This window comes from Streptomyces sp. CC0208 (assembly GCF_003443735.1).
Classification (GTDB): Bacteria; Actinomycetota; Actinomycetes; order Streptomycetales; family Streptomycetaceae; genus Streptomyces; species Streptomyces sviceus.
This window is the reverse complement of sequence record NZ_CP031969.1, coordinates 911,308-937,439: the sequence shown is the minus strand read 5'-3', so window position 1 is coordinate 937,439 and position 26,132 is coordinate 911,308. Positions and strand designations below refer to the sequence as shown.

The 26,132-nt window shown below is 70.7% G+C and carries 20 protein-coding genes and 1 pseudogene; 16 read left to right on the top strand and 5 right to left on the bottom strand.

The genetic code is table 11. From position 1 onward, the window contains the following. Window positions 1–3 precede the first annotated feature (3 nt). Window positions 4–1,347: an amidase family protein gene (locus D1369_RS04365; RefSeq protein ID WP_007386359.1), complete on the bottom strand. Its 1,344-nt coding sequence runs from the start codon at window positions 1,345–1,347 to the stop codon at window positions 4–6. Window positions 1,348–1,596: 249 nt separating this feature from the next. Between D1369_RS04365 and D1369_RS04360 the strand changes: the two genes are divergently transcribed. Then, window positions 1,597–3,417 carry a family 20 glycosylhydrolase gene (locus D1369_RS04360; protein ID WP_037902211.1) on the top strand — a complete coding sequence of 607 codons (1,821 nt, stop codon included), beginning with the start codon at window positions 1,597–1,599 and terminating at the stop codon, window positions 3,415–3,417. A gap of 10 nt (window positions 3,418–3,427) precedes the next feature. Beyond that, entirely contained in the window at window positions 3,428–4,960 is a 1,533-nt protein-coding gene (locus tag D1369_RS04355; RefSeq protein ID WP_007386361.1) for an alpha-L-fucosidase, read from the top strand. Between the two features lie 90 nt (window positions 4,961–5,050). On the opposite strand, the gene D1369_RS04350 is transcribed toward D1369_RS04355, so the two are convergent. Next, window positions 5,051–6,061, bottom strand: a complete 1,011-nt coding sequence (locus tag D1369_RS04350) for a LacI family DNA-binding transcriptional regulator (protein ID WP_050789803.1) — start codon at window positions 6,059–6,061, stop codon at window positions 5,051–5,053. A gap of 220 nt (window positions 6,062–6,281) precedes the next feature. Between D1369_RS04350 and D1369_RS04345 the strand changes: the two genes are divergently transcribed. The 6 genes from D1369_RS04345 to D1369_RS04320 are packed head-to-tail and all read left to right on the top strand — an operon-like array spanning window position 6,282 to window position 15,648. Continuing rightward, entirely contained in the window at window positions 6,282–7,568 is a 1,287-nt protein-coding gene (locus tag D1369_RS04345; protein ID WP_007386363.1) for a sugar ABC transporter substrate-binding protein, read from the top strand. A gap of 2 nt (window positions 7,569–7,570) precedes the next feature. Next, window positions 7,571–8,467 carry a sugar ABC transporter permease gene (locus D1369_RS04340; protein WP_037902212.1) on the top strand — a complete coding sequence of 299 codons (897 nt, stop codon included), beginning with the start codon at window positions 7,571–7,573 and terminating at the stop codon, window positions 8,465–8,467. Beyond that, window positions 8,464–9,294, top strand: a complete 831-nt coding sequence (locus D1369_RS04335) for a carbohydrate ABC transporter permease (RefSeq protein WP_007386365.1) — start codon at window positions 8,464–8,466, stop codon at window positions 9,292–9,294. The genes D1369_RS04340 and D1369_RS04335 overlap by 4 nt, the downstream gene beginning before the upstream one ends. 31 nt (window positions 9,295–9,325) lie before the next feature. Further along, window positions 9,326–10,573 carry a cellulase family glycosylhydrolase gene (locus tag D1369_RS04330; protein ID WP_007386366.1) on the top strand — a complete coding sequence of 416 codons (1,248 nt, stop codon included), beginning with the start codon at window positions 9,326–9,328 and terminating at the stop codon, window positions 10,571–10,573. A 13-nt stretch (window positions 10,574–10,586) separates the two neighbouring features. Then, window positions 10,587–12,584, top strand: a complete 1,998-nt coding sequence (locus tag D1369_RS04325; RefSeq protein ID WP_007386367.1) for an endo-beta-N-acetylglucosaminidase — start codon at window positions 10,587–10,589, stop codon at window positions 12,582–12,584. A gap of 49 nt (window positions 12,585–12,633) precedes the next feature. Continuing rightward, window positions 12,634–15,648 (top strand): glycoside hydrolase family 38 C-terminal domain-containing protein, encoded by a 3,015-nt coding sequence (locus D1369_RS04320; protein WP_007386368.1) that lies wholly within the window; start codon window positions 12,634–12,636, stop codon window positions 15,646–15,648. Between the two features lie 33 nt (window positions 15,649–15,681). On the opposite strand, the gene D1369_RS42800 is transcribed toward D1369_RS04320, so the two are convergent. Then, window positions 15,682–15,855 carry a hypothetical protein gene (locus D1369_RS42800; protein ID WP_162950996.1) on the bottom strand — a complete coding sequence of 58 codons (174 nt, stop codon included), beginning with the start codon at window positions 15,853–15,855 and terminating at the stop codon, window positions 15,682–15,684. A 93-nt stretch (window positions 15,856–15,948) separates the two neighbouring features. Next, the gene (locus tag D1369_RS04315; protein ID WP_007386370.1) at window positions 15,949–16,650 is read right to left on the bottom strand and encodes a FadR/GntR family transcriptional regulator; all 702 of its coding nucleotides are present in this window, start codon (window positions 16,648–16,650) and stop codon (window positions 15,949–15,951) included. A gap of 191 nt (window positions 16,651–16,841) precedes the next feature. Between D1369_RS04315 and D1369_RS04310 the strand changes: the two genes are divergently transcribed. The 8 genes and pseudogenes from D1369_RS04310 (at window position 16,842) to D1369_RS04275 (ending at window position 24,665) form a co-directional block, all read left to right on the top strand. Next, complete coding sequence (locus D1369_RS04310; protein ID WP_007386371.1) at window positions 16,842–17,915, top strand: sugar ABC transporter substrate-binding protein; 1,074 nt, start codon at window positions 16,842–16,844, stop codon at window positions 17,913–17,915. Beyond that, window positions 17,912–19,405: a sugar ABC transporter ATP-binding protein gene (locus D1369_RS04305; RefSeq protein WP_037902214.1), complete on the top strand. Its 1,494-nt coding sequence runs from the start codon at window positions 17,912–17,914 to the stop codon at window positions 19,403–19,405. The genes D1369_RS04310 and D1369_RS04305 overlap by 4 nt, the downstream gene beginning before the upstream one ends. Further along, the gene (locus tag D1369_RS04300; protein ID WP_007386373.1) at window positions 19,398–20,423 is read left to right on the top strand and encodes an ABC transporter permease; all 1,026 of its coding nucleotides are present in this window, start codon (window positions 19,398–19,400) and stop codon (window positions 20,421–20,423) included. The genes D1369_RS04305 and D1369_RS04300 overlap by 8 nt, the downstream gene beginning before the upstream one ends. Window positions 20,424–20,458: 35 nt before the next feature. Then, entirely contained in the window at window positions 20,459–21,808 is a 1,350-nt protein-coding gene (locus D1369_RS04295) for an L-fuconate dehydratase (protein ID WP_037902216.1), read from the top strand. Further along, window positions 21,805–22,560, top strand: a complete 756-nt coding sequence (locus D1369_RS04290) for an SDR family oxidoreductase (RefSeq protein WP_007386375.1) — start codon at window positions 21,805–21,807, stop codon at window positions 22,558–22,560. Before D1369_RS04295 ends, D1369_RS04290 begins: the two co-directional genes overlap by 4 nt. Further along, entirely contained in the window at window positions 22,557–23,528 is a 972-nt protein-coding gene (locus tag D1369_RS04285) for an aldo/keto reductase (RefSeq protein WP_118082271.1), read from the top strand. The genes D1369_RS04290 and D1369_RS04285 overlap by 4 nt, the downstream gene beginning before the upstream one ends. Further along, the gene (locus D1369_RS04280; RefSeq protein ID WP_007386376.1) at window positions 23,525–23,839 is read left to right on the top strand and encodes an L-rhamnose mutarotase; all 315 of its coding nucleotides are present in this window, start codon (window positions 23,525–23,527) and stop codon (window positions 23,837–23,839) included. The genes D1369_RS04285 and D1369_RS04280 overlap by 4 nt, the downstream gene beginning before the upstream one ends. After that, a pseudogene (locus tag D1369_RS04275) lies at window positions 23,836–24,665 on the top strand (amidohydrolase family protein). The gene D1369_RS04280 and the pseudogene D1369_RS04275 overlap by 4 nt, the downstream one beginning before the upstream one ends. Here the strand turns inward: D1369_RS04275 and D1369_RS04270 are convergent. Continuing rightward, complete coding sequence (locus tag D1369_RS04270; RefSeq protein WP_007386377.1) at window positions 24,653–26,074, bottom strand: lipase maturation factor family protein; 1,422 nt, start codon at window positions 26,072–26,074, stop codon at window positions 24,653–24,655. The pseudogene D1369_RS04275 and the gene D1369_RS04270 sit on opposite strands and share 13 nt — an antisense overlap. Window positions 26,075–26,132: the final 58 nt, after the last annotated feature.

The following is a 26,132-nucleotide window of genomic DNA, read 5'->3' as shown; positions in this document are numbered from 1 at the left end:
AGTTCAGTCGAGCGGCGCGGTCCGCCGCCACGGCCGCCGCCGCTCCAGCTCCTCCGCGACCTCCAGCAGCACCGCCTCGGAGCCTGGCCGCGCCACCAGTTGTACGGCGGTGGGGGCGCCCGAGGGCAGGGTGCCGAGCGGGACCGACATGGCCGGCCAGCCGGTGAGGTTCCATGGCGGGGTCAGCGGTGAGTAGGTGGTGTTGGCCAGGACGTTGCGCAGCCAGCCCCGCTCGTGCCAGGCCTCGGCCCTCGGCGAGCGGCGGGCCAGTGCCGGCAGCACCAGCACGTCGTGCTCGGCGAAGAACGGCTCCAGGCGCTCGCGCAGTTCCTCCCGGGCCTTGCCCGTCCGCACGGCCTTGACGAAGCGCCGGCCGATCGCCGCGTGCACCCGGGTGCGCCGGGCCAGGAGACGGGGGTCAAGTCCCTGGGCGTCCACCGAGGTCCCCGCCGTCCAGGTGGCGAGCGACGTGACGCCCAGCGACAGCGGGTACGGCGGGTCGGCGCGCCGCACCTGATGCCCCGCCTTGATCAGCAGTCCGGCCGCCTCGCGAACCGCCTTCGTATACGGCGCGCTGATCGTGACTCCGGCGAGCGGGCTGCGCATGGACACGGCGACGTCGAGTGTGGCGGGCGTGTCCCGGCGTACGAACTCGGTGCCGGCGATGACAGAAAGCAGCAGGCGGGTGTCCTCGACCGTGGTCGCGAGGGGGCCGTTCTCGGACATGCCGAACCAGTCGCCGTCGCTGATCCCGGCCGGTACCACTCCCGCCCCGGGCTTCAGGGTGACGAGCCCGCAGTTGGCCGCGGGGATGCGCAGGGAGCCCATGCCGTCGTTGCCGAGGGCGATCGGGACCAGGCCCGCGGCGACCGCGGCCGCGCTGCCACCGGACGAGCCGCCCGCCGTGCGCGAGGTGTCCCACGGGTTGCGGGAGGTGCCGTGCACGCCCTCCGTGGTACCGAAGACGCACAGCTCCGGCACGTTCGTCAGCCCCACGACGACCGCGCCCGCGGCCCGCAGACGGGCCACGACCTCATGGTCGGCCTCGGCGGGCGTGTCCGCGGTCGCGGCGGAGCCGACACGATTGCTCTCACCGCGCACCGCGAGGTTGTCCTTGACGGCCACGGGCACACCGGCCAGGGGCAGTTCACCGAGATCGCCCCGGGAGCCCACCTCGTCGGCCTCCGCCAGTGCCGCCTCGGCGCGGACCACCCGGAACGCCCCGATCCGCCCGTCGAGCTTCTCGATCCGGGCGAGGTGCTCGGCCACCACCTCCCGGGGAGTGGCCCGCTTCTCGCGGACGGCGGCGGCGATCTCGGCGGCGGTACGGCCGACCCAGCTGGTCACGTGCGCTCCTCGGGGCTACTCGCGAGTACGTAAGGAGAACTCTGCCCGTAGGCGGACGTCACGTCGAGAGCGCTCGCCCTTGGACATTCGGACCGTTCTTCTTGGACTTTTCGTGGCAGGTGAGGGCGGACGTGGGTCACCGCCCCGCAGGTCATCGGATCTCTCGCTTAACTCGCGGCTGATTCAGTCCCGTTGACAGCCCTTCTGCTGACCTCAATTATCAGCCATCCGATGAATAGGGAGTCGCTCATGAGGAAACGGCTGGGATTCGCCGCCGTCGTGGCGCTGCTGGCATTGCTCCTGGCACCCGTCCCGGCCACCGCGCGCACGGACGCGGGTCCGCCGGTCACGGTGCCCGCCCTGACCGACTGGACCGCGGAGACCGGCAGCTACGCGTACGGGTCCCGCACCCGGCTGGTGGCCGAAAGCGCCGCCGAACGCCGGATCGCCGGCACCCTGGCCGATGATCTCCGGTCGGCGGGCCACCGGAGGATCACCGTCGTACGCGGCGGAGCCCGGCCGGGTGACATCGTTATCAACATCCGGCCGTCCCGGAGCGCTCTGGGCACCGAAGGCTACGAACTCCACGCCGGTACAAGCCTGTCCATCACCGGGGCGACCGAGACCGGCGCCTTCTACGGCACGCGGACCCTGCTCCAGCTCCTCGCGCAGGGCGACCGCATCCCGGCCGGACGCACGGTCGACGTGCCGCGCTACAAGGAACGCGGTGTGGGCGTGTGCGCCTGCTACATCCACATCTCGCTGCCCTGGCTGGAGAACCTCGTCCGCGAGATGGCCTACAACAAGCTCAACCAGCTGCTCGTGGAGCTGAAGGTCAAGAGCGACGCCCACCCCGAGGCCAACACCTGGGGCTACTACACCAAGGACGAGATACGGCAGCTCGTCGCACTCGGCGACAAGTACCACGTCGAGATCATCCCCGAGATCAACTCCCCGGGGCACATCGACCCGTGGATCGAGAACCGTCCGGACCTCCAGCTGACCGACTCCGACGGCGACAAGCAGCCCTCACGCCTGGACATCACCCGGCAGGCGGCCTTCGACTACTACACGAGCCTGATGGACGAGTACGCCCAGGTCTTCACGGCGAAGTCCTGGCACATGGGCGCCGACGAGTACATGCTCGGCTCCGACTTCGCGAAGTACCCGCAGATCCTGAACTACGCCCGGGAGAAGTACGGTTCGGACGCGACCCCGCAGGACGCCTTCGTCGACTTCGTCAACCGCGTCCACGACTACGCGGCGAGCAAGGGCGTCGGACTGCGCATCTGGAACGACGGGCTGACCGGCGCCAACACCGTGCCGGTGAAGACCGACACCACCGTCGAGCACTGGCTGAACGTGGCGGTGAAACCCAGCGCGCTCATCGCGCAGGGCTACGCGGTGATGAACTCCGCCTACTCGCTCTACCTGATCCGCGGCGGCTTCCACAGCGACACCGAGTCGCTGTACGACCAGAGTTGGGACCCGCGCAGCTTCGAGGGCGAGAAGCTGGCCTCCTCGAAGGGCGTCACCGGAGCGAAGATCAGCCTGTGGCCGGACAACGGACGCGGTGAGACCGAGAACGAGGTCGCCGTACGGCTCTGGCCCGCCCTGCGCCACGTCGCCCAGGCCACCTGGGGCGATCCGCATCCCGACGCGACCTACGCCAAGTTCGTGGCACGCGGTACCGCTGTCGGGCACGCGCCCGGTTGGCGGGACCTGACCCGGGTGCCGGTGGCGGACGGGACGTACACCTTCGGGCGCTCCTTCACGGCCTCGGTGCAGCGCACGGCGGACGGCTATGTGAACCTCCGGTCGGCGTCCGGCTGCCTCGCGATCAGCGGCGGCAAGCTCACGCTCAACGTGCCGCTCCAGCCCGGCGTCGAGGCGACCTGGGACACCTGCGACGCGACGAACACCCTGCAGCGCTGGGAGCCGGAGCCGGTGGCGGGCGGCTACCGACTCGTCAACGCGATCACCCGGATGGCGCTCACCGTCACGGACGACGGCCGGATCGTGCAGTACCCGCCCGACCAACGCACCCCCGCAGTCTGGCACTTGAGCTGAGGAGCCCCCGATGACCGTCTCCAGACGCCTCTTCGTCACCGCCGCGGCCGGCCTTGCCGTGACCGGCATCCCGGGTCCGGCGGTGGCCCTGGACGATGACCGCTCCTACCGCATCCCCGTCTCGCCGGGCGACACCGAGACCGACCTCGTGCGCAAGGCGTCCCAAGTGCGGCCCACCGCACGGCAGATCGCCTGGCAGCGCCTGGAGCGGACCGCGTTCCTGCACTTCGGCGTGAACACCTTCACCGGCCTGGAGTGGGGCAACGGCGACGAGGACCCCGACGTCTTCCAGCCCGCCGGCCTCGACACCGACCAGTGGGCGGCCGCGCTGAAGGACGGCGGTTTCAAACTGGCCATCCTCACCGTCAAGCACCACGACGGCTTCGTCCTCTACCCCTCCCGCTACACCGGCCACTCGGTGGCATCGAGCAGTTGGCGCGACGGCCGGGGCGACGTGCTGCGCTCCTTCGCCGACTCCATGCGCCGGTACGGCCTCAAGGTCGGCGTCTACCTCTCGCCCGCCGACGAGAACCAGTACCTCCACGGCGTCTACGCCAACGGCAGCGCCCGCTCCCCGCGCACGATCCCGACCCTGGTGGCGGGCGACGACCGTACGCCGGACCGCTTCCACACCCTCGACGCCACCGACTACGGCGCCCACATGCTCAACACGCTGTACGAGGTGCTCACCGAGTACGGGCCCGTCGACGAGGTGTGGTTCGACGGCGCCCAGGGACACATCCCACCCGACAAGGTCGAGAGCTACGACTGGGACAGCTGGTACACCCTGGTACGGACCCTCGCTCCGGACGCGGCGATCGCCGTCACCGGTCCCGACCTGCGCTGGGTCGGAAACGAGAGCGGCATCGCGCGCGAGGACGAGTGGAGCGTCGTCCCGGTCAAGGAGAACCAGTACGGCCGCACCGACTGGGCGCTGTCGTACGACACCCCCGACGAGGGCAGCCGCGCCGCCCTGGTGAAGGCGCGGCCCGCGACGGACTACCTCCAGTGGTGGCCCGCCGAGTGCGATGTCTCCCTCCGCGACGGCTGGTTCTACCACGCCGACCAACAGCCCAAATCCGTCGACTACTTGACGGAGATCTTCTTCGGCTCGGTGGGCCGCAACGCGGTGCTCCTGCTCAACGTCCCGCCGGACACGGATGGCCTGTTGCACGACACGGACGTCGTCCGACTGCGCGAGTTCCGTGAACGCATCGACCGCGAACTGCCCCACGACCTGGCGCAGAGCGCGCACCGGACCACGGCACCGGGCCGCGTCACGCTGGACCTGGGCCGTGAGCAGGAGGTGGACCGTATCCGCCTCGCGGAGGACATCCGGCACGGTCAGCAGGTGGAGAACTTCGTCGTCGAGGGCTTCCGCGACGGCGCCTGGACCGAGCTCACGGCTGCCGGCACGATCGGCGCGAGCCGCATCCTCCTGCTCCCGGCTCCGGTGCGGGCCCGGAAATGGCGGCTGCGGGTGACACGGTCCCGAGGTGCCGTACGGGTGGCGGAGTTCGGGTTGTACCGGTCCCGGACTTGAGGGATCCGGGGGTCACCGGGGCGTGGGCGGTCCGGTGGCCCCTGTCAGCGGCAACCGGGGCATGCACCGGCGCGCCGTCCCCTTCGGTTGTCAGGCGCCCCGGGCCGCCCCCGTGCTGTCCCGCACGATCAACCGCGGCACCGGCACCCGTACCGTCCGGGCAGGCCCGCCGTCCAGCAGTGCGGTCAGTTCCGTGGCGGCCGTGCGGCCGAACTCCACGCTGTCCCGGGACAGGGCCGACAGCCAGGGCTTGACCATGCGGCACAGTGCCGAGTCCTCCCAGGCCACCACCGACACGTCCGCGGGGACCGCGTGACCCAGTTCGGTCGCGGCGGCGACTCCGGCGAGGGCCATCACGTCGTTGTCGTAGATCAGCGCGGTCGGCGGAGCGGACGCCTCCAGGACCCGGCGGGTCACGGCCGCGCCCTCCGCGTCGGAGTAGTCGGTGGTCACCGACGTCACCCCGGTCAGCCCGCGCCGCTCCGCCTCCGCGCGCAGGGTGCGGATGCGACGCTCGGTGTGAGCGAGCCCCGGCAGGCCCGCGATGTGCACGATCCGCCGGTGGCCGAGGGCGTACAGCTCGTCCACGACCGCCGCCATCGCGCCCGCGTCGTCCGCCCAGACGGTCGACAGTCCGGGATGGCGCTCGTCGGGGGCGCCGCCGATCACCACGCCGGGCAGGCCCAGTTCGTCGAGAACTCCGGTGCGCGGGTCGTCGGTTCGCGGGTCGACCACCAGGACGCCGTCCACCCGGTGTTCGGCCCACCAGCGCCGGTACACCGCGCACTCGTCCTCGACGTCCTCCACCACCTGGAACAGCAGCCCGAGATGACGCTCCGCCAGCACCTCCTGTATCCCCGAGACGAGCTGGAGGAAGAAGGAGTCCACGCCGAGCGTCTCGGCGGGGCGGGCCAGGACGAAACCGACCGTGGCGGCGCCCTCGCCGGACAGTGCGCGGGCCGCGGTGCTGGGGCGCCAGCCGAGTTCCTCCGCGACCTGGCGTACCCGGTCGCGGGTGTCCTCGGAGACCCCGGGCCGGCCGTTCAGCGCGAAGGAGACCGCGCTCTGGGAGACCCCGGCCCGCCGCGCGATGTCCTTCATCGTGGGCCTGCGGACCGGTGACCGCTTGCCTGACACGCTGTTTCCCCATTTCCGCGACGGTCGATCGGGCCAGAATGTACTAATGCGGTTCAGCTGCGTCAACCTAATGCGTATTAGTCACTAAACACATTAGCTGTGCGAGATGCATTGACGGGCCCGTGGAGGGGCGTGCAGGGTCTCCGTCGTTGGCCACCTCCGCTGCAAAGGAGAACGGTTCGCCGTGCCCATTTCCCGCAGAGCCCTCGCTGCCGCCGCCGTCTGTGTCGTCCTGCCGTTGAGCGGCTGCGGCTCCGGCGACGACAGCGGTTCGAGCGACGCCTCCGGCAAGATCGAGGGCGACATCACCTTCCAGACCTGGAACCTCAGGGCGAACTTCAAGGACTACTTCGAGGGCCTGATCGCCGACTTCGAGAAGAAATACCCCGGTACCGAGGTCAAGTGGATCGACCAGCCCGCCGAGGGCTACGCCGACAAGATCAGCGCCGATGCCGCCGGTGGCACCCTGCCCGACGTCGTCAACGTGTCCCCGGACCTGGTCGCGCCCCTAGCCAAGGCCGGCCTCGCGCTCGACCTCGACAAGGCGGCCGGACAGTACAAGAAGGAGTATCTGGACGGCGCCTGGGCCAGCCACCGGATACCGGGCATGACCGGCACGTACGCCTTCCCCTGGTACCTGAACACCGGCCCGCTCTTCTACAACAAGTCGCTCTTCGAGGAGGCCGGACTCGACCCCGACCAGCCGCCGAAGACGTACGACGAACTCTTCACCGACGCCCTGGAGCTGGCGAAGAAGAGCGACGGAAAGGTCGCCACCCTCGCCAACGTGCCCACCATCGAGGACTTCGGCCGCTACGGCGTCCCGCTCATGAACTCCGAGGGCACCGCCTTCGCCTTCAACGACGCCAAGGGCATCGAACTCCTCACCAAGTACAAGGAGTTGTACGACGCCAAGGCGCTCGACCCGCAGGCGCTCACCGCCACGCCCGAGTCCTCCGGCAAGAAGTTCCTCACCGGCGCCGTCGCCATGAACCCCGGCAGCGCACTCGACCTCGGCAACTTCAAGAAGCAGGCGCCGAACCTGTACAAGAACATCGGCATCACCGACCAGATCACCAGCACCGGGCACGTCAACATGTACGTGATGGGCGTGATGGTGAACGCGCAGACCAAGAAGAAGGCCGCCTCCGTCGCCTTCGCGCACTACGTCACCGACGCCGAGCACCAGATGTCCTTCGCGAAGAAGGTCGCGATCTTCCCGAGCACCGCGGGATCGCTGGACGACCCGTATTTCACCAAGGAGGACGGGACGGACGAGACGCGGGTGCGGATCGCCGCCGCCAAGTCCCTGAAGAGCGCGGTCAATTACACGCCCGTGCTGTTCAGCGAGCAGATGAAGACGGCGCTGCGCAACGAGGTCGCCAAGGCGTTGCAGGGCAAGGAAAGCCCCGAGGGAGCCCTCGACAACGCTGTCAAGGCCTGCGACACGCTGCTCCGGCAGCAGGGATAGCCATGTCGTCGTCCACCACCGTGTCCCGGGTGCGGCGCCAATGGCCGCTGAGCCCCTGGCTGTTCGCCGCACCCGGTCTGCTGATCATCGGCGCGTTCATCCTGTACCCGTTCGTCTCCACCCTGGTGAACGCCTTCACCGACCGGCGCACCCTGATCCCGGGCGAGTTCGTGGGCCTTGCGAACTTCCGTGAACTGCTGCACGACGACATGTTCTGGATCGGCCTGCGCAACAGCACCCTGTACGTCCTCGGAGTCGTACCCGCGCTGGTGATCCTGCCGCTGCTGCTCGCGCTGCTGGTCCAGAAGAACATCCCCGGCATCACCTTGTTCCGGTCCGCCTTCTACACCCCGGTCGTCGCGTCGATCGTCGTGGTCGGACTCATCTGGGTGTGGCTCCTCGACGAACGCGGTCTGATCAACTCGCTGCTGGAGAGCGTGGGGGTGGGACGGGTCGGGTTCCTGAGCGACCAGTGGCTGCTCCTGCTGAGCGCCATGGCGGTCACGGTGTGGAAGGGCCTCGGCTACTACATGATCATTTACCTGGCCGCGCTGGCCAACGTGCCGCGTGAGCTGCACGAGGCCGCGGCGGTGGACGGAGCAGGTGCCGTCCGCCGGTTCGTCACGGTGACGGTGCCCGCCGTCCGATCGACGATGGCACTCGTCGGGGCGCTGTCCTCGGTCGCCGCCTTCAAGGTGTTCTCCGAGGTCTACCTGATGGCCGGCCCGAGCGGCGGGCCGGCCGGTGAGGACACCACGCTCGTGATGCTCGTCCAGCGCACCGGCACCGGACTGACCGGCCGGGTCGGCTACGCGTCCGCGATCTCGGTCGTCGTCTTCGTCGTCACCGTCGCGCTGATGCTGCTCGTGCTGCGGGCCGATCGGAGGGGGGAGACATGACCCGCGTCCGCAAGCGCGAACTGGTGCTGAGATACGCCCTGTTGCTCGCCGTCCTCGCCCTGACCGTCGGCCCCTTCCTCTGGCAGCTGTCGACCTCGCTCAAGGGCCCCACCGAGGACATCTACAGCTCGCCGCCGTCCTTCCTGCCCGAGCATCCGACCCTCCACAACTACGAGCGGGTCGCCGACACCATCCCCGTCTGGGACTACGCCTTCAACTCGCTGAAGGTCGCCACCGCCAACGTCGTGACCAACTGCGCCGGTTCGGCACTCGCCGGCTACGCCCTGGCCCGACTGCGCTACCGCGGCCGCCGGGCGGCCACCCTCGCCTTCGTCCTGGCGATGCTCGTGCCCGTGGAGGGCATCATCATCGCCCAGTTCACCACCATGCGGGAGCTCGGCCTCAACAACACCCTGGTCGGCGTGGTCCTGCCGGGCTGCATCGGCGCGATGAACGTCCTGCTGATGCGCAACGCCTTCCTCAACCTGCCGTACGAGATCGAGGAAGCCGCCTACGTCGACGGCGCCAACGTCTGGCAGCGGTTCCTGCGGATCGCGCTGCCGTCGGTGAAGGGGACGGTGGCCGTCGTCGCGATCTTCGCCTTCATGGGCGCCTGGGACGACTTCCTGTGGCCGCTGATCGTGCTGAGCGACCCGTCGAAGTTCACGCTGACCATCGGCCTCAACTACCTGCACGGCACCTTCGCAGGCGACGAACGGCTCGTCGCCGCGGGCACGGTCATCGCCGTGGCCCCGCTGATCGCCCTCTTCGCCGGACTCCAGCGGTACTTCTTCCGCGGGGTGGGCGAGGGGGCGGTGAAGGGCTGATGCCCCGCCTCGCGTCTGACAAGGACTCCGCATGTCTGCTGCCGTGCGCTTCGGCGTCAACTACACCCCGAGCGTCGGATGGTTCCACCACTGGCTCGACTTCGACCTGGACGCCGTCCGCGCCGACCTCGACTCGATCGCCGACCTGGGCCTCGACCACATCCGGGTCTTCCCGCTGTGGCCGTACTTCCAGCCGAACCGCACCCTGATCCGGGAGCGTGCCGTCGCGGATCTCGTACGGCTCGTCGACGCCGCCGCCGAGCGCGGCCTCGACGTCAACGTGGACGGTCTGCAAGGGCACTTGAGCAGCTTCGACTTCCTGCCGGCCTGGACGAGGACCTGGCACCGGCGCAACCTCTTCACCGACCCGGAGGTCGTCGAGGGCCAGGCCGCCTACCTGCGCACGCTGGCGGCGGCGCTGGCGGACCGCCCCACCTTCCTCGGCATGACCCTCGGCAACGAGATCAACCAGTTCTCCGCCGCCCCCCATCCCGACCCCGACCCGGCCACCTCCGAGCAGATCGACGCCTGGCTGACCCGCATGCTGGCCGCCTGCGAGGAAGGGGCGCCCGGGCGGCTGCACCTGCACGCCGAGTACGACGCCACCTGGTACCAGGACGACCAGCCCTTCACCCCCGCCCAGGCCGCCCGCCACGGCGCTGTCACCGCCGTGCACTCCTGGGTCTTCAACGGCACCGCCCAGCGACACGGCCGGACCTCGGTCGCGAGCGAGCACCACGCGGCCTACCTCGTCGAGCTGAGCAAGGCCTGGGCCGACGACCCGCGCCGGCCGGTCTGGCTCCAGGAGGTCGGCGCGCCCGCTCCGCTGGTCCCGCCCGAGCACGCCGCCGCCTTCACCGAGGCGACCGTGGCAGGCGTCCTGGACTGCCCCGACCTGTGGGGCGTCACCTGGTGGTGCTCCCACGACGTGTCCCGGGACCTGGCCGACTTCCCGGAACTCGAGTACGGGCTCGGCCTGTTGACCAACGACCGGAGACCGAAGGACACGGCCCGGGCACTGGAGCGGGCGGCGCGCACCGGCTTCACCGCTCCACAACGTCGTACGACGGCCCTGGTCGTCCCCGCCGACCCCGGCTCCCGCTCGCTCTGCGCGCCCGGCGGCCCGGTCTACGACGCCTACTTCCGGCTGGTCGCCGACGGCGCCCGCCCCACCACCGTCCTCGACACCCGTGCCGCCGACCGGGACCACCTGTCCGCGCGCGGCATCACCGAGGTCGTCACATCCGATCAGGTACTCCCGCCCCACAAGGACCACTAGGAGGCACCCGCTCGTGAACCCCACCAGACGCACGGTCCTGCTCGCCGCGACCGCGGCGGCCCTGCTCCCCGCGCTGCCGGCGAAGGCGGCAACGGCGACCGCGACCGCGCTCCAGCCGTACGCCACCTACTGGTACCCGGACTCCCTGCCCTCCGGCAGCCCCGGCGCCGGCATCACCTGGCGCAGCCTCAAGCCGTGGCGGGCGGCCGACGACGCCGACCTCGCCTTCAACGCGGCCTCCGTACCGCTCGCCGCCCGCTTCACCCCGACGCCCGCGAACCCGACGGCACGCGCAGGCCAGGCCCGCATCCAGTCGCTGGTCTCCTTCGGGCCCACGGCCGGCAACCCCTCACAGGGCTCGGCCACGTCCGACTACTACGCCTTCGGGCACTGGGCCTACGTCGACGAACTCGTCTTCTGGGGCGGCTCCTCCGGCGAGGGGCTGATCCTCGCGCCGAACGCCCCGATCGTGGACGCGGCCCACCGTCACGGCGTGCCCGTCCTCGGCACCATCTTCCTGCCGCCGGTCGCCTACGGCGGACTGTTGCGGTGGACCCGGGACCTGGTGCAGAAGGACGCGGCCGGCCGGTATCCCCTGGCGGATCGACTCGTCGCGGTCGCCACGGCGTACGGCTTCGACGGATGGTTCGTCAACGCCGAGACCGGGGGAGGCGACCCGGCTCTCGGGGCGGACATGCTGGGCTTCGTACGGGAGTTGACGTCCCTCTCCAGGGCGAGGGGCCAGCGGGTCACCTGGTACGACTCGATGACCGTGAACGGGACGGTGAGCTGGCAGGGCGCGCTGAACAGCCGTAACCAGGCGTTCTTCGAGGCAGCCGACGACATGTTCGTCGACTTCCGGTGGACGGCGGGCGCTCTGGCGTCCTCGGGCACGCTGGCGCAGCAACTGGGCCGCAGTCGCTACGCGTTGTGGGCGGGCGTGGACGTGGAGGCGGGCGGCTGGAACACGTCGGAGAACTGGGACGCGATCGTGCCCCGGGACAAGCCCCATGTGACCTCGATCGGGTTGTACCGGCCCGAGTGGACCCGCAACCACCTGCCGTCGGACCAGCGGTCGCCGCAGGACTTCCACGCGGCCGACGACCGCTTCTGGACGGGGGCGTCGCTCGACCCCTCACAGCCGGACGACACGGACGCCTGGCGGGCTCCGGCGGTGTCGGTCGCGGACCGGTCGACGGTCACCGCGCTGCCGTTCGCGAGCGTGTTCAACACCGGGCACGGGCTGCGGTGGTACGAGGAGGGGGCCGTCACCTCGGAGACGGCGTGGAACCACCTGGGACTGCAGGACCGGCTGCCGTCGCGGCGGTGGGTGGCGCGGACGGAGGGCGCACGGCCGACCGTCTCCTTCGACTTCGCGGACGCCTGGCGGGGCGGCAGCAGCGTGCTCGTGGCCGGCGCGCCGGACGCGCCGGTCACGGTGGACCTGTACACGGTCCGGCTGCCGATCAGCGGTGACACGGTGGTCGAGCTCACCCACCGGACGGACGAGGGCGAGGTGGGCGTCGAGCTCGCCGTGGCCACCGCCGAGCCGGCCGCGCCGGGGGCGACACCGCCGTACACCTACCTGCCGGTGACCGGGGGCGACGGCTGGCGGACCTCGACCGTACGGCTCACCGGGCTCTCCGGGGCTGTCCACGCGCTCGGCGTACGGCTCACCGGCACCGGCCCGGTGAAGTGGCGGCTCGGCGGACTCGCCGTGTACGACACCCGCCGCACCCCCTGCCCGCCCTCCGGACTGCGCGTCACCGCGGCCTCGGGCGGCGACCTGCGCCTGGCCTGGAACCCCGCACCCGGCGCCGTGCGCCACTACACCCTGCACCGGCTCCTGCCCGACGGCACCCGGCGCTTCCTCGGCGGCACCTGCCAGCGAGCCTGGTTCGTCGCCGGTCTCCGGCCCGAACAGGGCGAGCGGCAGGCGCGGTTGGAGCTGCGTGCCGTGGGGGAGCAGTACACGTCGTCGGACCCTGTGACCGTCACCCATGCCTGGTGACACCGTGACCCGCCCCTGGTAACCCCCGGACCCTTGGAGAGCACCCCGCATGCATGACGACCGCAGCCTGGTCGAAGCCCGCCTCAAGCGCGTCCTCGACGAGCGCCTCCGCCCCGCCGTGTACCCCGAGTCCGTGCCGCTGGACGTGGCGGTGTGGCACGCGCCCGACGAGCCGGTGCCCGTCGCCGAGGGCCTGGCCGCCGAGCCGGAGCCCATCGCCGTGGGCGCCCGCTGGGGTGCTCCCTGGGGCACCAGCTGGTTCCGCGTCACCGGGACCGTCCCCGAGGAGTGGGCCGGGAGGACCGTCGAGGCACTTCTCGACCTCGGCTTCGACGAGAACATGCCCGGCTTCCAGTGCGAGGGCCTGGTCTACCGGCCCGACGGCACCCCGGTGAAGGGCCTCAACCCGCGCAACCAGTGGGTGCGGATCGGCGCGCCCGTCGAGGGCGGCGAGGAGGTGCGGCTGCACGTGGAGGCCGCCTCCAATCCGGTCATCCTCGACTACCACCCCTTCCTGCCCACGCGGTTGGGGGACAAGGAGACCGCGGGCAGCGAGCCGCAGTACCGGCTGGAGCGCATGGACCTCGCCGTCTTCGACGAGACCGTGTGGCAGCTGGTGATCGACCTGGAGGTGCTCGGCGAGCTGATGGCCGAACTGCCGGTGGAGTCGACGCGCCGCTGGGAGATCCTGCGGGCGGTGGAGAAGGCGCTGGACGCCCTGGACCTCCAGGACGTGAACGGCACGGCGGCGCAGGCACGCGTACGGCTGGAGACGGTCCTGTCCGAGCCCGCCGTCCCGTCCGCGCACCGCATCAGTGCGGTGGGCCACGCGCACATCGACTCGGCGTGGCTGTGGCCGCTGCGTGAGACGGTCCGCAAGGTCGCCCGGACCACCTCCAACATGACCGCGCTCCTCGACGACGAACCGAAGTTCGTGTTCGCCATGTCCCAGGCCCAGCAGTGGGCCTGGGTGCGCGACCACCGGCCGGAGGTGTGGGCGCGGGTGAAGAAGGCCGTGGCCGACGGACGGTTCGTGCCCGCCGGCGGCATGTGGGTGGAGTCGGACACCAACATGCCCGGCTCGGAGGCGATGGCCCGCCAGTTCGTGCACGGCAAGCGGTTCTTCCTCGACGAGTTCGGCATCGAGAACGAGGAGGCGTGGCTGCCCGACACGTTCGGGTTCGCGGCCGGACTGCCCCAGATCATCAAGGCGGCGGGTTCCAAGTGGCTGCTGACGCAGAAGATCTCCTGGTCGCAGACGAACAAGTTCCCGCACCACACCTTCCGGTGGGAGGGCATCGACGGAACGCGGATCTTCACCCACTTCCCGCCCGTCGACACCTACAACTGCTCCATGAAGGGCAGCGAAATCGCCCACGCGGCACGGAACTTCAAGGACAAGGGGGCCGCCCGGCACTCCCTCGCCCCCACCGGCTGGGGTGACGGGGGCGGCGGCACCACCCGGGAGATGATCGCCAAGGCGGCCCGGCTGCGCGACCTCGAAGGGTCGGCCACCGTGGCCTGGGAGACCCCGGCGGAGTTCTTCACCAAGGCCGAGACCGAGTACCCCGAACCGCCCGTCTGGGTCGGCGAGCTGTACCTCGAACTCCACCGCGCCACCCTCACCAGCCAGGCGAAGACCAAGCAGGGCAACCGCCGCAGCGAGCACCTCCTGCGCGAGGCCGAGCTGTGGGCGGCGACGGCGGCCGTACGGACCGGATTCCCCTACCCGTACGAGGAGTTGGACCGCATCTGGAAGACCGTGCTGCTGCACCAGTTCCACGACATCCTGCCGGGGTCCTCCATCGCCTGGGTGCACCGGGAGGCACGGCGCACGTACGAGCGGATCGCGGACGAGCTGAACGGCATCATCGACGCGGCCCAGCGCGCGCTGGCGGGGGAGGGGACACGGGAACTGCTCTTCAACTCCGCACCCCACGGCCGTGGCGGAGTCGCGGCGGGCGGCGCCGGAACCGCGGTCGTCGAGGGACGGACGACGGTGACCGAGCGCCCCGGCGGCGGCCAGCTCCTGGACAACGGCGTGCTGCGGGTCGAGGTCGACGCGCGGGGCCTGGTCGTCTCCGCGTACGACATCGAGGCCGACCGGGAGACGATCGCACCGGGGCAGGCGGGAAACCTTCTCCAACTCCACCCGGACTTCCCGAACATGTGGGACGCCTGGGATGTGGACGAGTTCTACCGCAACACGGTCACGGATCTCACCGACGTGGACCAGATCGCCCCCGAGGGGCACGGGGTGCGGATCACGCGGACCTTCGGTGCCTCCCGCGTCAGCCAGCTCCTGTCCCTGGCGCCGGGGGAGCGGCGGTTGCTGGTGGACACGGAGGTCGACTGGCACGAGACGGAGAAGTTCCTGAAGCTCGCCTTCCCGCTCGACGTGCACGCCGAACGGTACGCGTCGGAGACGCAGTTCGGGCACTTCCACCGGCCCACACACACCAACACGTCCTGGGAGGCGGCGAAGTTCGAGGCCTGCAACCACCGCTTCGTGCACCTGGAGGAACCCGGCTGGGGTGTGGCGATCGTCAACGACTCGACGTACGGCCACGACGTGACCCGAACGGTGCGCACGGACGGCGACCGGGGCACGACCACCACGGTCCGTGCGTCGCTGCTGCGCGCCCCGCGGTTCCCCGACCCGGAGACCGACCAGGGCGTCCACCGCTTCCGGCACGCGCTGGTGCCGGGGGCCGGTATCGGGGACGCGGTGCGGGAGGGGTGGCGGATCAATCTGCCGGAGCGGTCCGTACGGGGTTCCCAGGAGGTCGCGCCCCTGGTGACCGTCGACCAGCACGCCGTCGTCGTCACCGCGGTCAAGCTGGCCGACGACGGCAGCGGGGACGTGGTGGTCCGCTTCCACGAGGCCCACGGAGGACGGGCACGGGCCACGCTCACGGCCCACTTCGAGGTGGCCGGGGTCACGGCGACGGATCTGCTGGAGCGGCCGCCGGCCGACGCTCCCTCGCTGCGGAGCGAGGGGAACGAAGTGTCGTTGCGGCTGCGGCCGTTCGAGCTGGTCACCCTGCGGTTCACCCGGGTCTGAGTCCTGGGTGAGGGGGCGGGTCTGCCCGCCCCCTCACCCGATGCGTTGATGCCGGCGCACCGTGAACTCGTCCGGTTCGGGCTCGGCCATGCCGTCGGCGGGCGCGGTGGAGAGGGTGACGAGCCCGCTCTCCCCGGGGCGGACGTCCGAGGTCCGGTTCACGGACGCCGACGGCCGATGCCGGTCGCCGTTCGGCAGTCCCCTCACTTCCATGGTGACCTGGGGCCGAACCCGCCGTATCCGGTGGCGGTCGATGTGGCCCGCACCGTCCTCGGCTCCGCACCTCGGCCTCCCCCTCGTTCACGCCCCGAGCTGCGCCCGCAGCCACTCCTCCACCTCGCCCACATGCGCGGCGGCCGCCGCTCGGGCCGCCTCCGGGTCGTGCGCGACCAGGGCCCGGTGGATCGCCGCGTGCTCGCGCCGGGTGCGCTCGAAGGCGCCCTCCTCCTGGTAGCCGCGCCAGACCCGGGCCCGGAAGGTGCGCGAGGACAGGCCCTCCAGGATCGCCGCCATCGTGTCGTTGCCGGCGGCCCCCGCGATCTCACGGTGGAAGGCCAGGTCGTGGGCGAGGATCACCTCGGGGTCGTCGGTGGCGTTCATCGCCGTGAGGTGTTTCTCCACCTCGGCCAGCTGGTCCGGGGTGATGCGGGCGGCGGCCAGCGCGGTCGCCGTCGACTCCAGGATGCGGCGCACCTCCAGGAGCTCCACCAGTTGCGGGCCCCGTGACAGGTCGGCGACCACGCCGAAGGTCTCCAGCAGATCGCCGGCCTCCAGCTGCGTGACGTAGATGCCCGAGCCGTGCCGCGCCTCCAGCACGCCCAGGACCGTCAGCGCGCGGATCGCCTCCCGCATCGAACTGCGGGAGATGCCCAGCTGCACCGCCAGATCACGCTCGGTCGGCAGCCGCTGGCCCGGCTCCAGCCGGCCCTCGCCGATCATCGCCTTGATCTGCTCGATGGCGCGCTGCGGCACGGTGCCCTTCTGCGGGGCTGTCTCATCCACGCCATTCCTCCACATCACCCGGGTGCGCCGCAGTCTAATCGTCGATGTGGTCGGACCACTATGGCCAAAAGACGGGGAAAACCGCCGCCGGAGGGTGTTGCCGAGGGCGAGTGGTCTGATAAGTATGCCGTCATCTGCTCGAACGCGCTTGTGCTCGTCCACGCTCGACACGCTCAACGAGGAGCCGCCAGATGCCCGGCAGGACAGTGGGGAAGCGGAACAGGATTCGGATCATCGGCGCGGTCGCCGCGGCCGCGAGCGCCTCGCTCGTGCTCGCCGCGTGCGGCAGCACCAAGGACACCGGCAGCGCCGGAAGCGCGGGAGGCGACGGGACCGGCAAGGTGGGCGTCATCCTGCCGCTGCTGACCTCCCCCTTCTGGCAGTCGTACAACGACTACGTGCCCAAGATGGCCAAGTCCGAGGGGGTGGAGGCGCTGAAGACGGTCAACTCCAACAGCGACCCCTCCCAGCAGATCACCGACATCAACAACGAGCTCAACCAGGGCGTCAAGGGCCTGGTCGTCGCCCCGCTGGACAGCGCCGCCATCGAGGCCGGCCTCGACCAGGCCGAACGCAAGGGCGTCCCGGTCGTCGCCGTCGACGTGGCCCCCGACAAGGGCAAGGTCGCCATGGTCGTACGGGCCAACAACGTGTCGTACGGCGAGAAGGCCTGCCAGTACCTCGGGGAGCAGATCCCCTCCGGCAAGGTCGTGCAGATCATGGGCGACCTGGCCTCCGTCAACGGCCGCGACCGCTCCGAGGCCTTCCGGGCCTGCGTGAAGAAGAACTTCCCGAAGCTGAAGGTGCTGGAGATCCCCGCCAAGTGGGAGTCCGACACGGCCGCCTCGCAGCTGGGCACCCTCCTGAACGCCAACCCCGACCTCAAGGGCATCTACATGCAGGCCGGCGGCGTCTACCTCGCGCCGACCCTGCAGACCCTGAAGTCCAAGGGGATGCTGAAGAAGGCCGGGCAGGCGGGCCACATCAGGATCGTCTCCAACGACGGCATCCCGCAGGAGTACGACGCCATCCGCAAGGGCGAGATCGACGCCACCGTCTCCCAGCCCGCCGACCTGTACGCCAAGTACGGCATGTACTACATCAAGGCGGCGATGGAGGGGAAGACCTTCAAGCCCGGCCCGACGGACCACGACTCGACGATCGTCAAGCTGTCGAGCGGCATCCTGGAGGACCAGCTGCCCGCGCCCCTGGTCACCAAGGACAACGTCGACGACCCCAAGCTGTGGGGCAACACGGTCAAATGAGCACCCCACTGGTTGAAGCCCAGGGGATCGTCAAGCGGTACGGTCCCACGACCGCCCTCGCCGACGGCCGCCTCACCGTCCTGCCCGGTGAGTCGCACGCGCTCGTCGGGCGCAACGGCGCGGGCAAGTCCACCCTCGTCACCGTTCTCACCGGCCTCCAGGCCCCCGACGAGGGCACCGTCCGCTTCGACGGCGAGCCGGCGCCCCCGCTCACCGACCGGGACGCCTGGCGCGGCAAGGTCGCCTGCGTCTACCAGAAGCCCACCGTCGTACCCGAGTTGACGGTCGCCGAGAACCTCTTCATCAACCGGCAGCCCTTGAAACGGGGCTTCATCAGCTGGCGCAGGCTGCAGAAGGAGGCCGCCGAACTCCTCGACACCTGGGACGTGAGCGTCGACCCGGAGGCGCGCACCGCCGACCTCAAGGTCGAGGACCGCCAAATGGTGGAGATCGCAAGGGCGTTGAGCTTCGGCGCCCGCTTCATCGTCCTCGACGAACCGACCGCTCAGCTCGACAAGCGAGAGATCGAGCGGCTCTTCAGCAGGATGCGCTCGCTCCAGGACTCCGGTGTCACCTTCCTGTTCATCTCGCACCACCTCCAGGAGGTGTACGAGGTGTGCCAGACGGTGACAGTCCTCAGGGACGCCCGCTGGATCACCACGGCCCCGGTCGCCGACATGCCCCGGGCCGCCCTGATCGAGGCCATGGCCGGCGAGACCGTCGCCGAACAGGCCGTACAGCTCAGGGAGGTCGGGGACACCGCGCCCGTCCTCCTCGACGCCCGCGGCCTCACCTCCGACGCCTACGAGGACGTCGACCTCACCGTGCGCCGCGGTGAGGTCGTCGGACTCGCCGGCATCAGCGGCAGCGGCAAGATCGAGCTCGCCGAGACGTTCACGGGACTGCACACCCCGACGAGCGGCACGGCCCGGCTCGACGGCAGGCCCCTGCCGTTCGGCGACGTACAGGCCAGTCTCAAGGCGGGCGTCGGCTTCGTGCCGCGCGACCGGCATGCCCAGGGCCTGGTCTTCGGCATGACCATCGGCGACAACGCCACCCTCAGCGTCCTGGACCGGCTCGGCCGCCACGGATTCGTCGGCACCGACCGCAAACGCGGCTTCGCCACCGAGCTGATCGACCGCCTCGACATCCACACCGAGGGCCCCGACCAGCCCGTCTCCGACCTCTCCGGAGGCAACGCGCAGAAGGTCGTGATGGCCCGCGCGCTCGCCTCCGACCCCCGCCTGCTGGTCCTCATCAACCCCACCGCGGGCGTCGACGTGAAGTCCAAGGAGTCCCTGCTCTCCCGCGTGGACACCGCCCGCGAGGACGGCACCGCGGTCCTCGTCGTCTCCGACGAACTCGACGACCTGCGCCGCTGCGACCGCGTCCTCGTCCTCTTCCACGGCCGCGTGGTCGCCGAGCACCCGGCCGGCTGGCGCGACCACGAGCTGATCGCCTCCATCGAAGGAGTGGACCACCATGGCTGACACCCAGGCTCCGCCCGTGAAGCAGGCGCGGGTGCCCGAGGCGCGGGCGGCCCGGACGGTCCTGCTGCGCCGCGCCCGCGAACTCGCCCTCGTCCCTGCCCTGTTGCTGCTCATGGTGCTTGGCGCGTTCGTCAACGACTCGTTCCTCACCGAGCGCAACCTGATCTCCATCCTCGGCGCCTCGGCCGCCCTCGCGATGGTGGTGCTGGCCGAGTCGCTCGTCCTGATCACCGGCAAGTTCGACCTCTCCCTGGAGTCGGTCGTCGGCATCGCGCCCGCCGTGGGAGCCCTCCTTGTCCTGCCCGCCGCCCAGTCCGGCTGGGGCACCGAACTCCCGGCCGCGCTCGCCCTGCCGGCGGTCCTCGTGGTCGGCGCGGTGGTCGGTGCCTTCAACGGCGTCCTGGTCGTGAGGTTCAAGCTCAACGCGTTCATCGTGACGCTCGCGATGCTGATCGTGCTGCGCGGACTGCTCGTCGGCGCCACCAAGGGCAAGACCCTCTTCGGTATGCCGGACAGCTTCTACTCCCTGGCCACCACGACCTTCCTGAACATCCCGATGTCCGTGTGGCTGGCCGCGGTCGCCTTCGCCGTCACCGGCTTCGTGCTCAAGTACCACCGCGTCGGCCGCTCCCTGTACGCCATCGGCGGCAACGCCGACGCGGCCCGCGCCGCCGGCATCCGCGTCGAACGCGTGATGCTCGGCGTGTTCGTCGTCGCCGGTGTCCTCGCCTCGGTCGGCGGCATCATGCAGACCGGATACGTCGGCGCGATCAGTGCCAACCAGGGCCAGAACATGATCTTCACGGTGTTCGCGGCGGCGGTCATCGGCGGCATCAGCCTCGACGGCGGCAAGGGCACCATGTTCGGCGCCCTGACCGGCGTCCTGCTGCTGGGCGTCGTACAGAACCTGCTGACGCTCGCCCAGGTGCCGTCCTTCTGGATCCAGGCCATCTACGGCGGAATCATCCTGGTCGCCCTCATGATCGCCCGTGTCACGACGGGGCGGGCGCAGGACTGAACCCGCCCGCCCCGTCCCCTACCGAAAGGCCTTCCGTGTCCTCGACCCCCGCCCGTGTCACCGCGGTAGACACCTACGACATCCGCTTCCCCACCTCGCGCGAGCTCGACGGCTCCGACGCGATGAACCCGGACCCCGACTACTCGGCGGCCTACGTGGTGCTGCGCACGGACGCGGCCGACGGGTACGAGGGGCACGGTTTCACCTTCACCATCGGGCGGGGCAACGAGGTCCAGGTCGCCGCGATCGAGGCGCTGCGCGGGCATGTGGTGGGACGGTCCGTGGACGAACTGTGCGCGGACCCTGGGACGTTGAACCGCGACCTGATCGGCGACAGCCAGCTGCGCTGGCTCGGCCCCGAGAAGGGCGTGATGCACATGGCGATCGGCGCGGTCGTGAACGCCGTGTGGGACCTGGCCGCCAAACGCGCGGACAAGCCGCTGTGGCGGCTGCTCGCCGAGGCAGACCCCGAGTGGCTGGTCGCGCAGATCGACTTCCGTTACCTCACGGACGCGCTCACCCCCGAGGAGGCGCTGGACATCCTGCGCCGGGGACGGGAGGGGGCCGACGAGCGGGTCGCGCAGCTCCTCGCGACCGGCTACCCGGCGTACACCACCTCCGCCGGCTGGCTCGGCTACGACGACGAGAAGCTCACCCGGCTCGCCGTCGCGGCCGTCGCCGACGGCTTCCGGCAGATCAAGCTCAAGGTCGGCGCCGATCTGGCGGACGACATACGGCGCTGCCGCGTCGCCCGCCAGGTCGTCGGCCCCGGCATCCGTATGGCGATCGACGCCAACCAGCGCTGGGGCGTAGACGAGGCCATCCGCTGGACCAAGGCGCTCGCCGAGTTCGACCCGTACTGGATCGAGGAGCCCACCAGCCCCGACGACATCCTCGGCCACGCGGCGATCCGCACGGCGGTCGCCCCGGTGAAGGTGGCCACCGGTGAGCACGTCCAGAACCGGGTCGTCTTCAAGCAACTGCTCCAGGCGGGTGCACTCGACGTCGTGCAGATCGACGCGGCCCGCGTCGGCGGCGTCAACGAGAACCTCGCCATCCTCCTGCTCGCCGCCAAGTTCGGCGTGCCGGTCTGCCCGCACGCGGGTGGGGTCGGCCTGTGCGAACTCGTCCAGCACCTCTCGATGTTCGACTATGTGGCCGTCACCGGCACGACCGAGAACCGGGTCATCGAGTACGTCGACCATCTGCACGACCACTTCCTCGATCCCGTGGTGATCCGGGAAGGCCACTACCAGGCACCCACCGGGCCGGGCTTCTCGGCCGCCATGCGCCCGGAGTCCATCGCGCGGTACACGTTCCCGGACGGCGCCTTCTGGGCAGAAGACCTCGCCGACGACACACGGAAGAAGGGGCAGGCGGCATGAGCGACTTCGAGGGCCTGAGGGCACTGGTGACCGGCGGTGCCTCCGGTATCGGCCGGGCCACCGCGGAACTCCTCGCCGCACGCGGCGCCCGGGTCGCCGTGCTCGACCTGGACCCGTCCTCGGTGGACAAGCCCCTGCTCGCCTACCGCGCCGACATCCGTGACGACGCCTCGGTGCGTGCGGCCGTCGCCGCGGCCGCCGCCGACCTCGGCGGGCTGGACGTGCTGGTCAACAACGCCGGCATCGGCGCCCAGGGCACCGTCGCGGACAACGACGACGAGGAATGGCACCGCGTCCTCGACGTCAATGTCGTCGGCATGGTCCGGGTGACCCGCGCCGCCCTGCCCCACCTGCGCGCGTCCGCGCACGCGGCGATCGTGAACACCTCCTCGATCGGGGCCACCGCCGGACTTCCGCAGCGGGCGCTGTACTGCGCGAGCAAGGGGGCGGTGTACTCCCTGACCCTCGCCATGGCCGCCGATCACGTCCGCGAGGGCATCCGCGTGAACTGCGTCAACCCCGGCACCGCGGACACTCCGTGGATCGGCCGACTCCTCGAGAAGGCCCCCGACCCGGCCGCCGAACGTGCCGCCCTGGAGGCCCGCCAGCCCACCGGCCGCCTCGTGTCGGCCGACGAGGTCGCGGGCGCCATCGCCTACCTGGCGAGCCCGCTCTCCGGCGCCACCACCGGCACCTCCCTCGCCGTCGACGGCGGCATGCAGGGCCTGCGCCTGAGGCCGGTGGGTCAGTGAAGAACACCCTCGGCAGCAGCGGCGTCCGGGTCAGCGAACTGGCCTTCGGCGGCGCCGTCATCGGCAACCTCTTCACGGAGGTGACCGACGAGCAGGCCCACGAGGCGGTCACCGCCGCCTGGCAGAGCGGCATCCGCTACTTCGACACCGCCCCCCACTACGGCCTCGGGCTGTCGGAACGCCGGCTGGGCGAGGCCCTTCGGGAGCGTCCTCGCACCGAGTACACGCTCTCCACGAAGGTGGGCCGTCGCCTGGAGCCGTCCGCGGACGGTGGCGACGACCTCGCCAACGGCTTTGCGGTCCCCGCCACCCGGCGCCGCGTCTGGGACTTCAGCGCGGACGGAGTACGACGCACCCTCGAAGCCAGCCTCGAACGACTCGGTCTCGACCGCGTGGACGTCGTCTACCTGCACGACCCCGACGACCACGCCGAAGAGGCCTTCCGCGAGGGGTATCCGGCCCTGGAGAAGCTCCGCTCGGAGGGGGTCGTCGGGGCGATCGGCGCCGGCATGAACCAGGCCGGGATGCTCACCCGCTTCGTCCGCGAGACCGACGTCGACGTGGTGCTGTGCGCCGGGCGCTACACCCTGCTCGACCAGAGCGCGCTCACCGAACTGCTGCCCGCCGCGGTGGAGCGGGGGGTGTCGGTGGTCGTCGGCGGCGCCTTCAACTCCGGCCTGCTGGCGGACCCGAGGCCGGGAGCGACGTACAACTACGCCCAGGCTCCAGGGGATTTGCTGGACCGAGCCCTGCGCATGCGGGAGGTGGCCGAGCGGCACGCCATCAGCCTGCGGGCCGCCGCCCTCGCCTTCTGTGCCGCCCACCCGGCCGTCGCGAGCGTCCTGGTGGGCGCCCGCTCGGCGGCCGAAGTCCGGGACGCCGCCGAGCAGTTCGCGACGCCGGTGCCCCCTGCCTTCTGGCAGGAACTGCGCGACACCGGCCTCCTGACCACCGAGGAGCCGTCATGAGAGTGGCCCTGCACACCAAGGTCCGCGCGGACCGCGTCGACGAGTACGAGGCCGCCCACCGCGAGGTGCCCGCCGAACTCACCGACGCGATCCGCGCCGCCGGGGCCACCTCCTGGACGATCTGGCGCAGCGGCACCGACCTCTTCCACGTCCTGGAGTGCGAGGACTACGGCCGTCTCCTCGCCGCATTGGAGAAGCTCCCGGTGAACATCTCCTGGCAGGCGCGCATGGCCGAACTCCTCGACGTGGTGCACGACTACTCCGGCGAGGGCGCCGACGCCGGCCTGCCCGTCGTGTGGGAGCTGCCGTGACGGTCGTGGACGCGCACCACCATGTGTGGGACCTGTCGGTGCGGGACCAGGCCTGGATCGCCCCGGGCAGTCCGCTGCGACGGACCTTCACGACGGCGGACCTCGCACCGCTGGCCCGCGCGGCGGGAGTCGACCGCACGGTCCTCGTCCAGACGGTCACCGTGCCCGAGGAGACCCCCGAGTTCCTCGCCCTCGCGGCCGGGCACGAGCTGATCGCGGGCGTGGTCGGCTGGACCGACCTGACCCGGCCCGACGTCGCCGACGAGCTGGCCCGGCTGTGTGAACTGCCCGGCGGTTCCTACCTCAAAGGCATCCGCCACCAGGTCCAGGGCGAGCCGGACCCGGAGTGGCTGCTGCGTGCGGACGTCCGCCGGGGCCTGACCGCAGTGGCCGACGCAGGGGCCTGGTGTACGACCTCGTGGTCCTTCCGCACCAGCTGCGCGCCTGCGTGAAGGCGGCCGACTCCCTCCCCCACCTCACCTTCGTCCTCGACCACTTGGGCAAGCCGCCCGTCGCGTCCGGCGTCCTGGAACCCTGGGCCTCGGCCGTCCGTGCCCTCGCCGCACTCCCCAACACCGTCTGCAAACTCTCCGGCATGGTCACCGAAGCGGACCTGGCCGCCTGGACGATCGACGACCTGCGCCCGTACACCGACACCGTCCTGGACGCGTTCGGCCCGGACCGCCTCATGTTCGGCTCGGACTGGCCGGTGTGCACGTCGGCCGCGACCTACGGTGAGGTCCTGGACGTGGCGCGCGCGTTGGTCGGTGCCGACGACGGCGGCCGGATCTTCGAGGGCACCGCCGTCCGCGTCTACGGCCTCTGAACCGTCCCGGTCAGCCGTGTCGGTGGCAGATATTCCCTTACGTACGTCCGTTCCCAGCACGCTCCCGTCGCTCGCAGCTCCCGCCACGTCGTGTACTGGTACCGGAACAGCCGGGCGCGGACGAAGCGGGGCGGGGAGTCCGCCGGGAACGGGGAGCGGCGCAACAGCCTCAGCGTGGCGGGGTCGTTCTCCAGGAGCCGTTCGACCATCGTGCCGAACCACGCCCCGGCATAGGCCGGGGACAGCGCGGCGAACCACATCATCCAGTCCAGACGCAGATGGTAGGGCGCGAACAGGCGCGGCCAGCGCCGTGGATCACCCGGCTTGCCCTTGAACTCGTACTCCCTCCACTCGGAGTCCCGGCGCGGCACGTCGTCCGAGGTGCCCTCGACCACCACCTCGTAGCGGATCCGGCTGACGCTGCCGAACGCGCCGTAGGTGTTGACGAGATGGAGCGGGTCGAAGGAACGGTTCATGATCTGGCTTCGGGAGATCATGTTGCGCACCGGGTGGTAGCTCAGGGCGAGGAGGAGCGCGGCGACGGCGAGGACCGTCACCTCGTACCAGAGCGGGGTGGTGGGCAGGCCGGGCGCGTCCCCCGGGAGTTCCAGCGCCGACGCCGCCAGCACGATGGTGATCCAGTTCAGCCAGGCGAAGTTGCCGGAGAGCACCAGCCACAGCTGGGTCACGATCATCAGGGACGCGGCGGCCGTGGCGATCGGCTGCGGGGTGAACAGGAGGAAGGGCACCACGAGTTGGGTGACGTGGTTGGCGGCCGCCTCCACCCGGTGCACAGGCCGCGGCAGATGGTGGAAGAACCAGCTCAGCGGACCCGGCATCGGCTGGGTCTCGTGGTGGTGGTCCAGGCAGGTGAGCTTGCGCCAGCAGGCGTCGCCACGCATCTTGATGAGCCCCGCGCCGAACTCGACCCGGAACAGGACCCAGCGCAGCAGGAACAACACCACGACCGGCGGGGCCACTTCGTCGTTGCCGAGGAACACCGCGAGGAAGCCGACCTCCAGCAGCAGGGACTCCCAGCCGAAGCCGTACCAGGTCTGGCCCACGTTGACGATCGACAGGTACAGCAGCCACGGCACCAGCCACAGCAGCATCCCGCCCCACAGCGGCAGCCGGGAGTCGAGGCCCGCCGCCAGCGCCGCCGCCACCGCGCAGCCCGTCCCCGCGCACAGGGCGAAGAACCGGTCCGAGTAGTGGAGGTGGAAGAGGCTCGGCGCCCGCCGGAAGGGCACCCGTGCCACGAAACGCGGGACCGGCAGCATCCCCCGCTCGCCGAGCAGCGCCCGGAACTGCAGGGCCGCCGCCAGGAACGCGACGAAGTACAGCCCCGCCAGAGCCCGCTGGAAGACCAGCCGGCTCAGCCAGTAGTCGGGTGCGGTGAACCAGTCCACGGCCGTGCTCTCCTGCCTCCATTGTCCAGCCGGTCCTGCGTGACTCTCCGTGTACCTC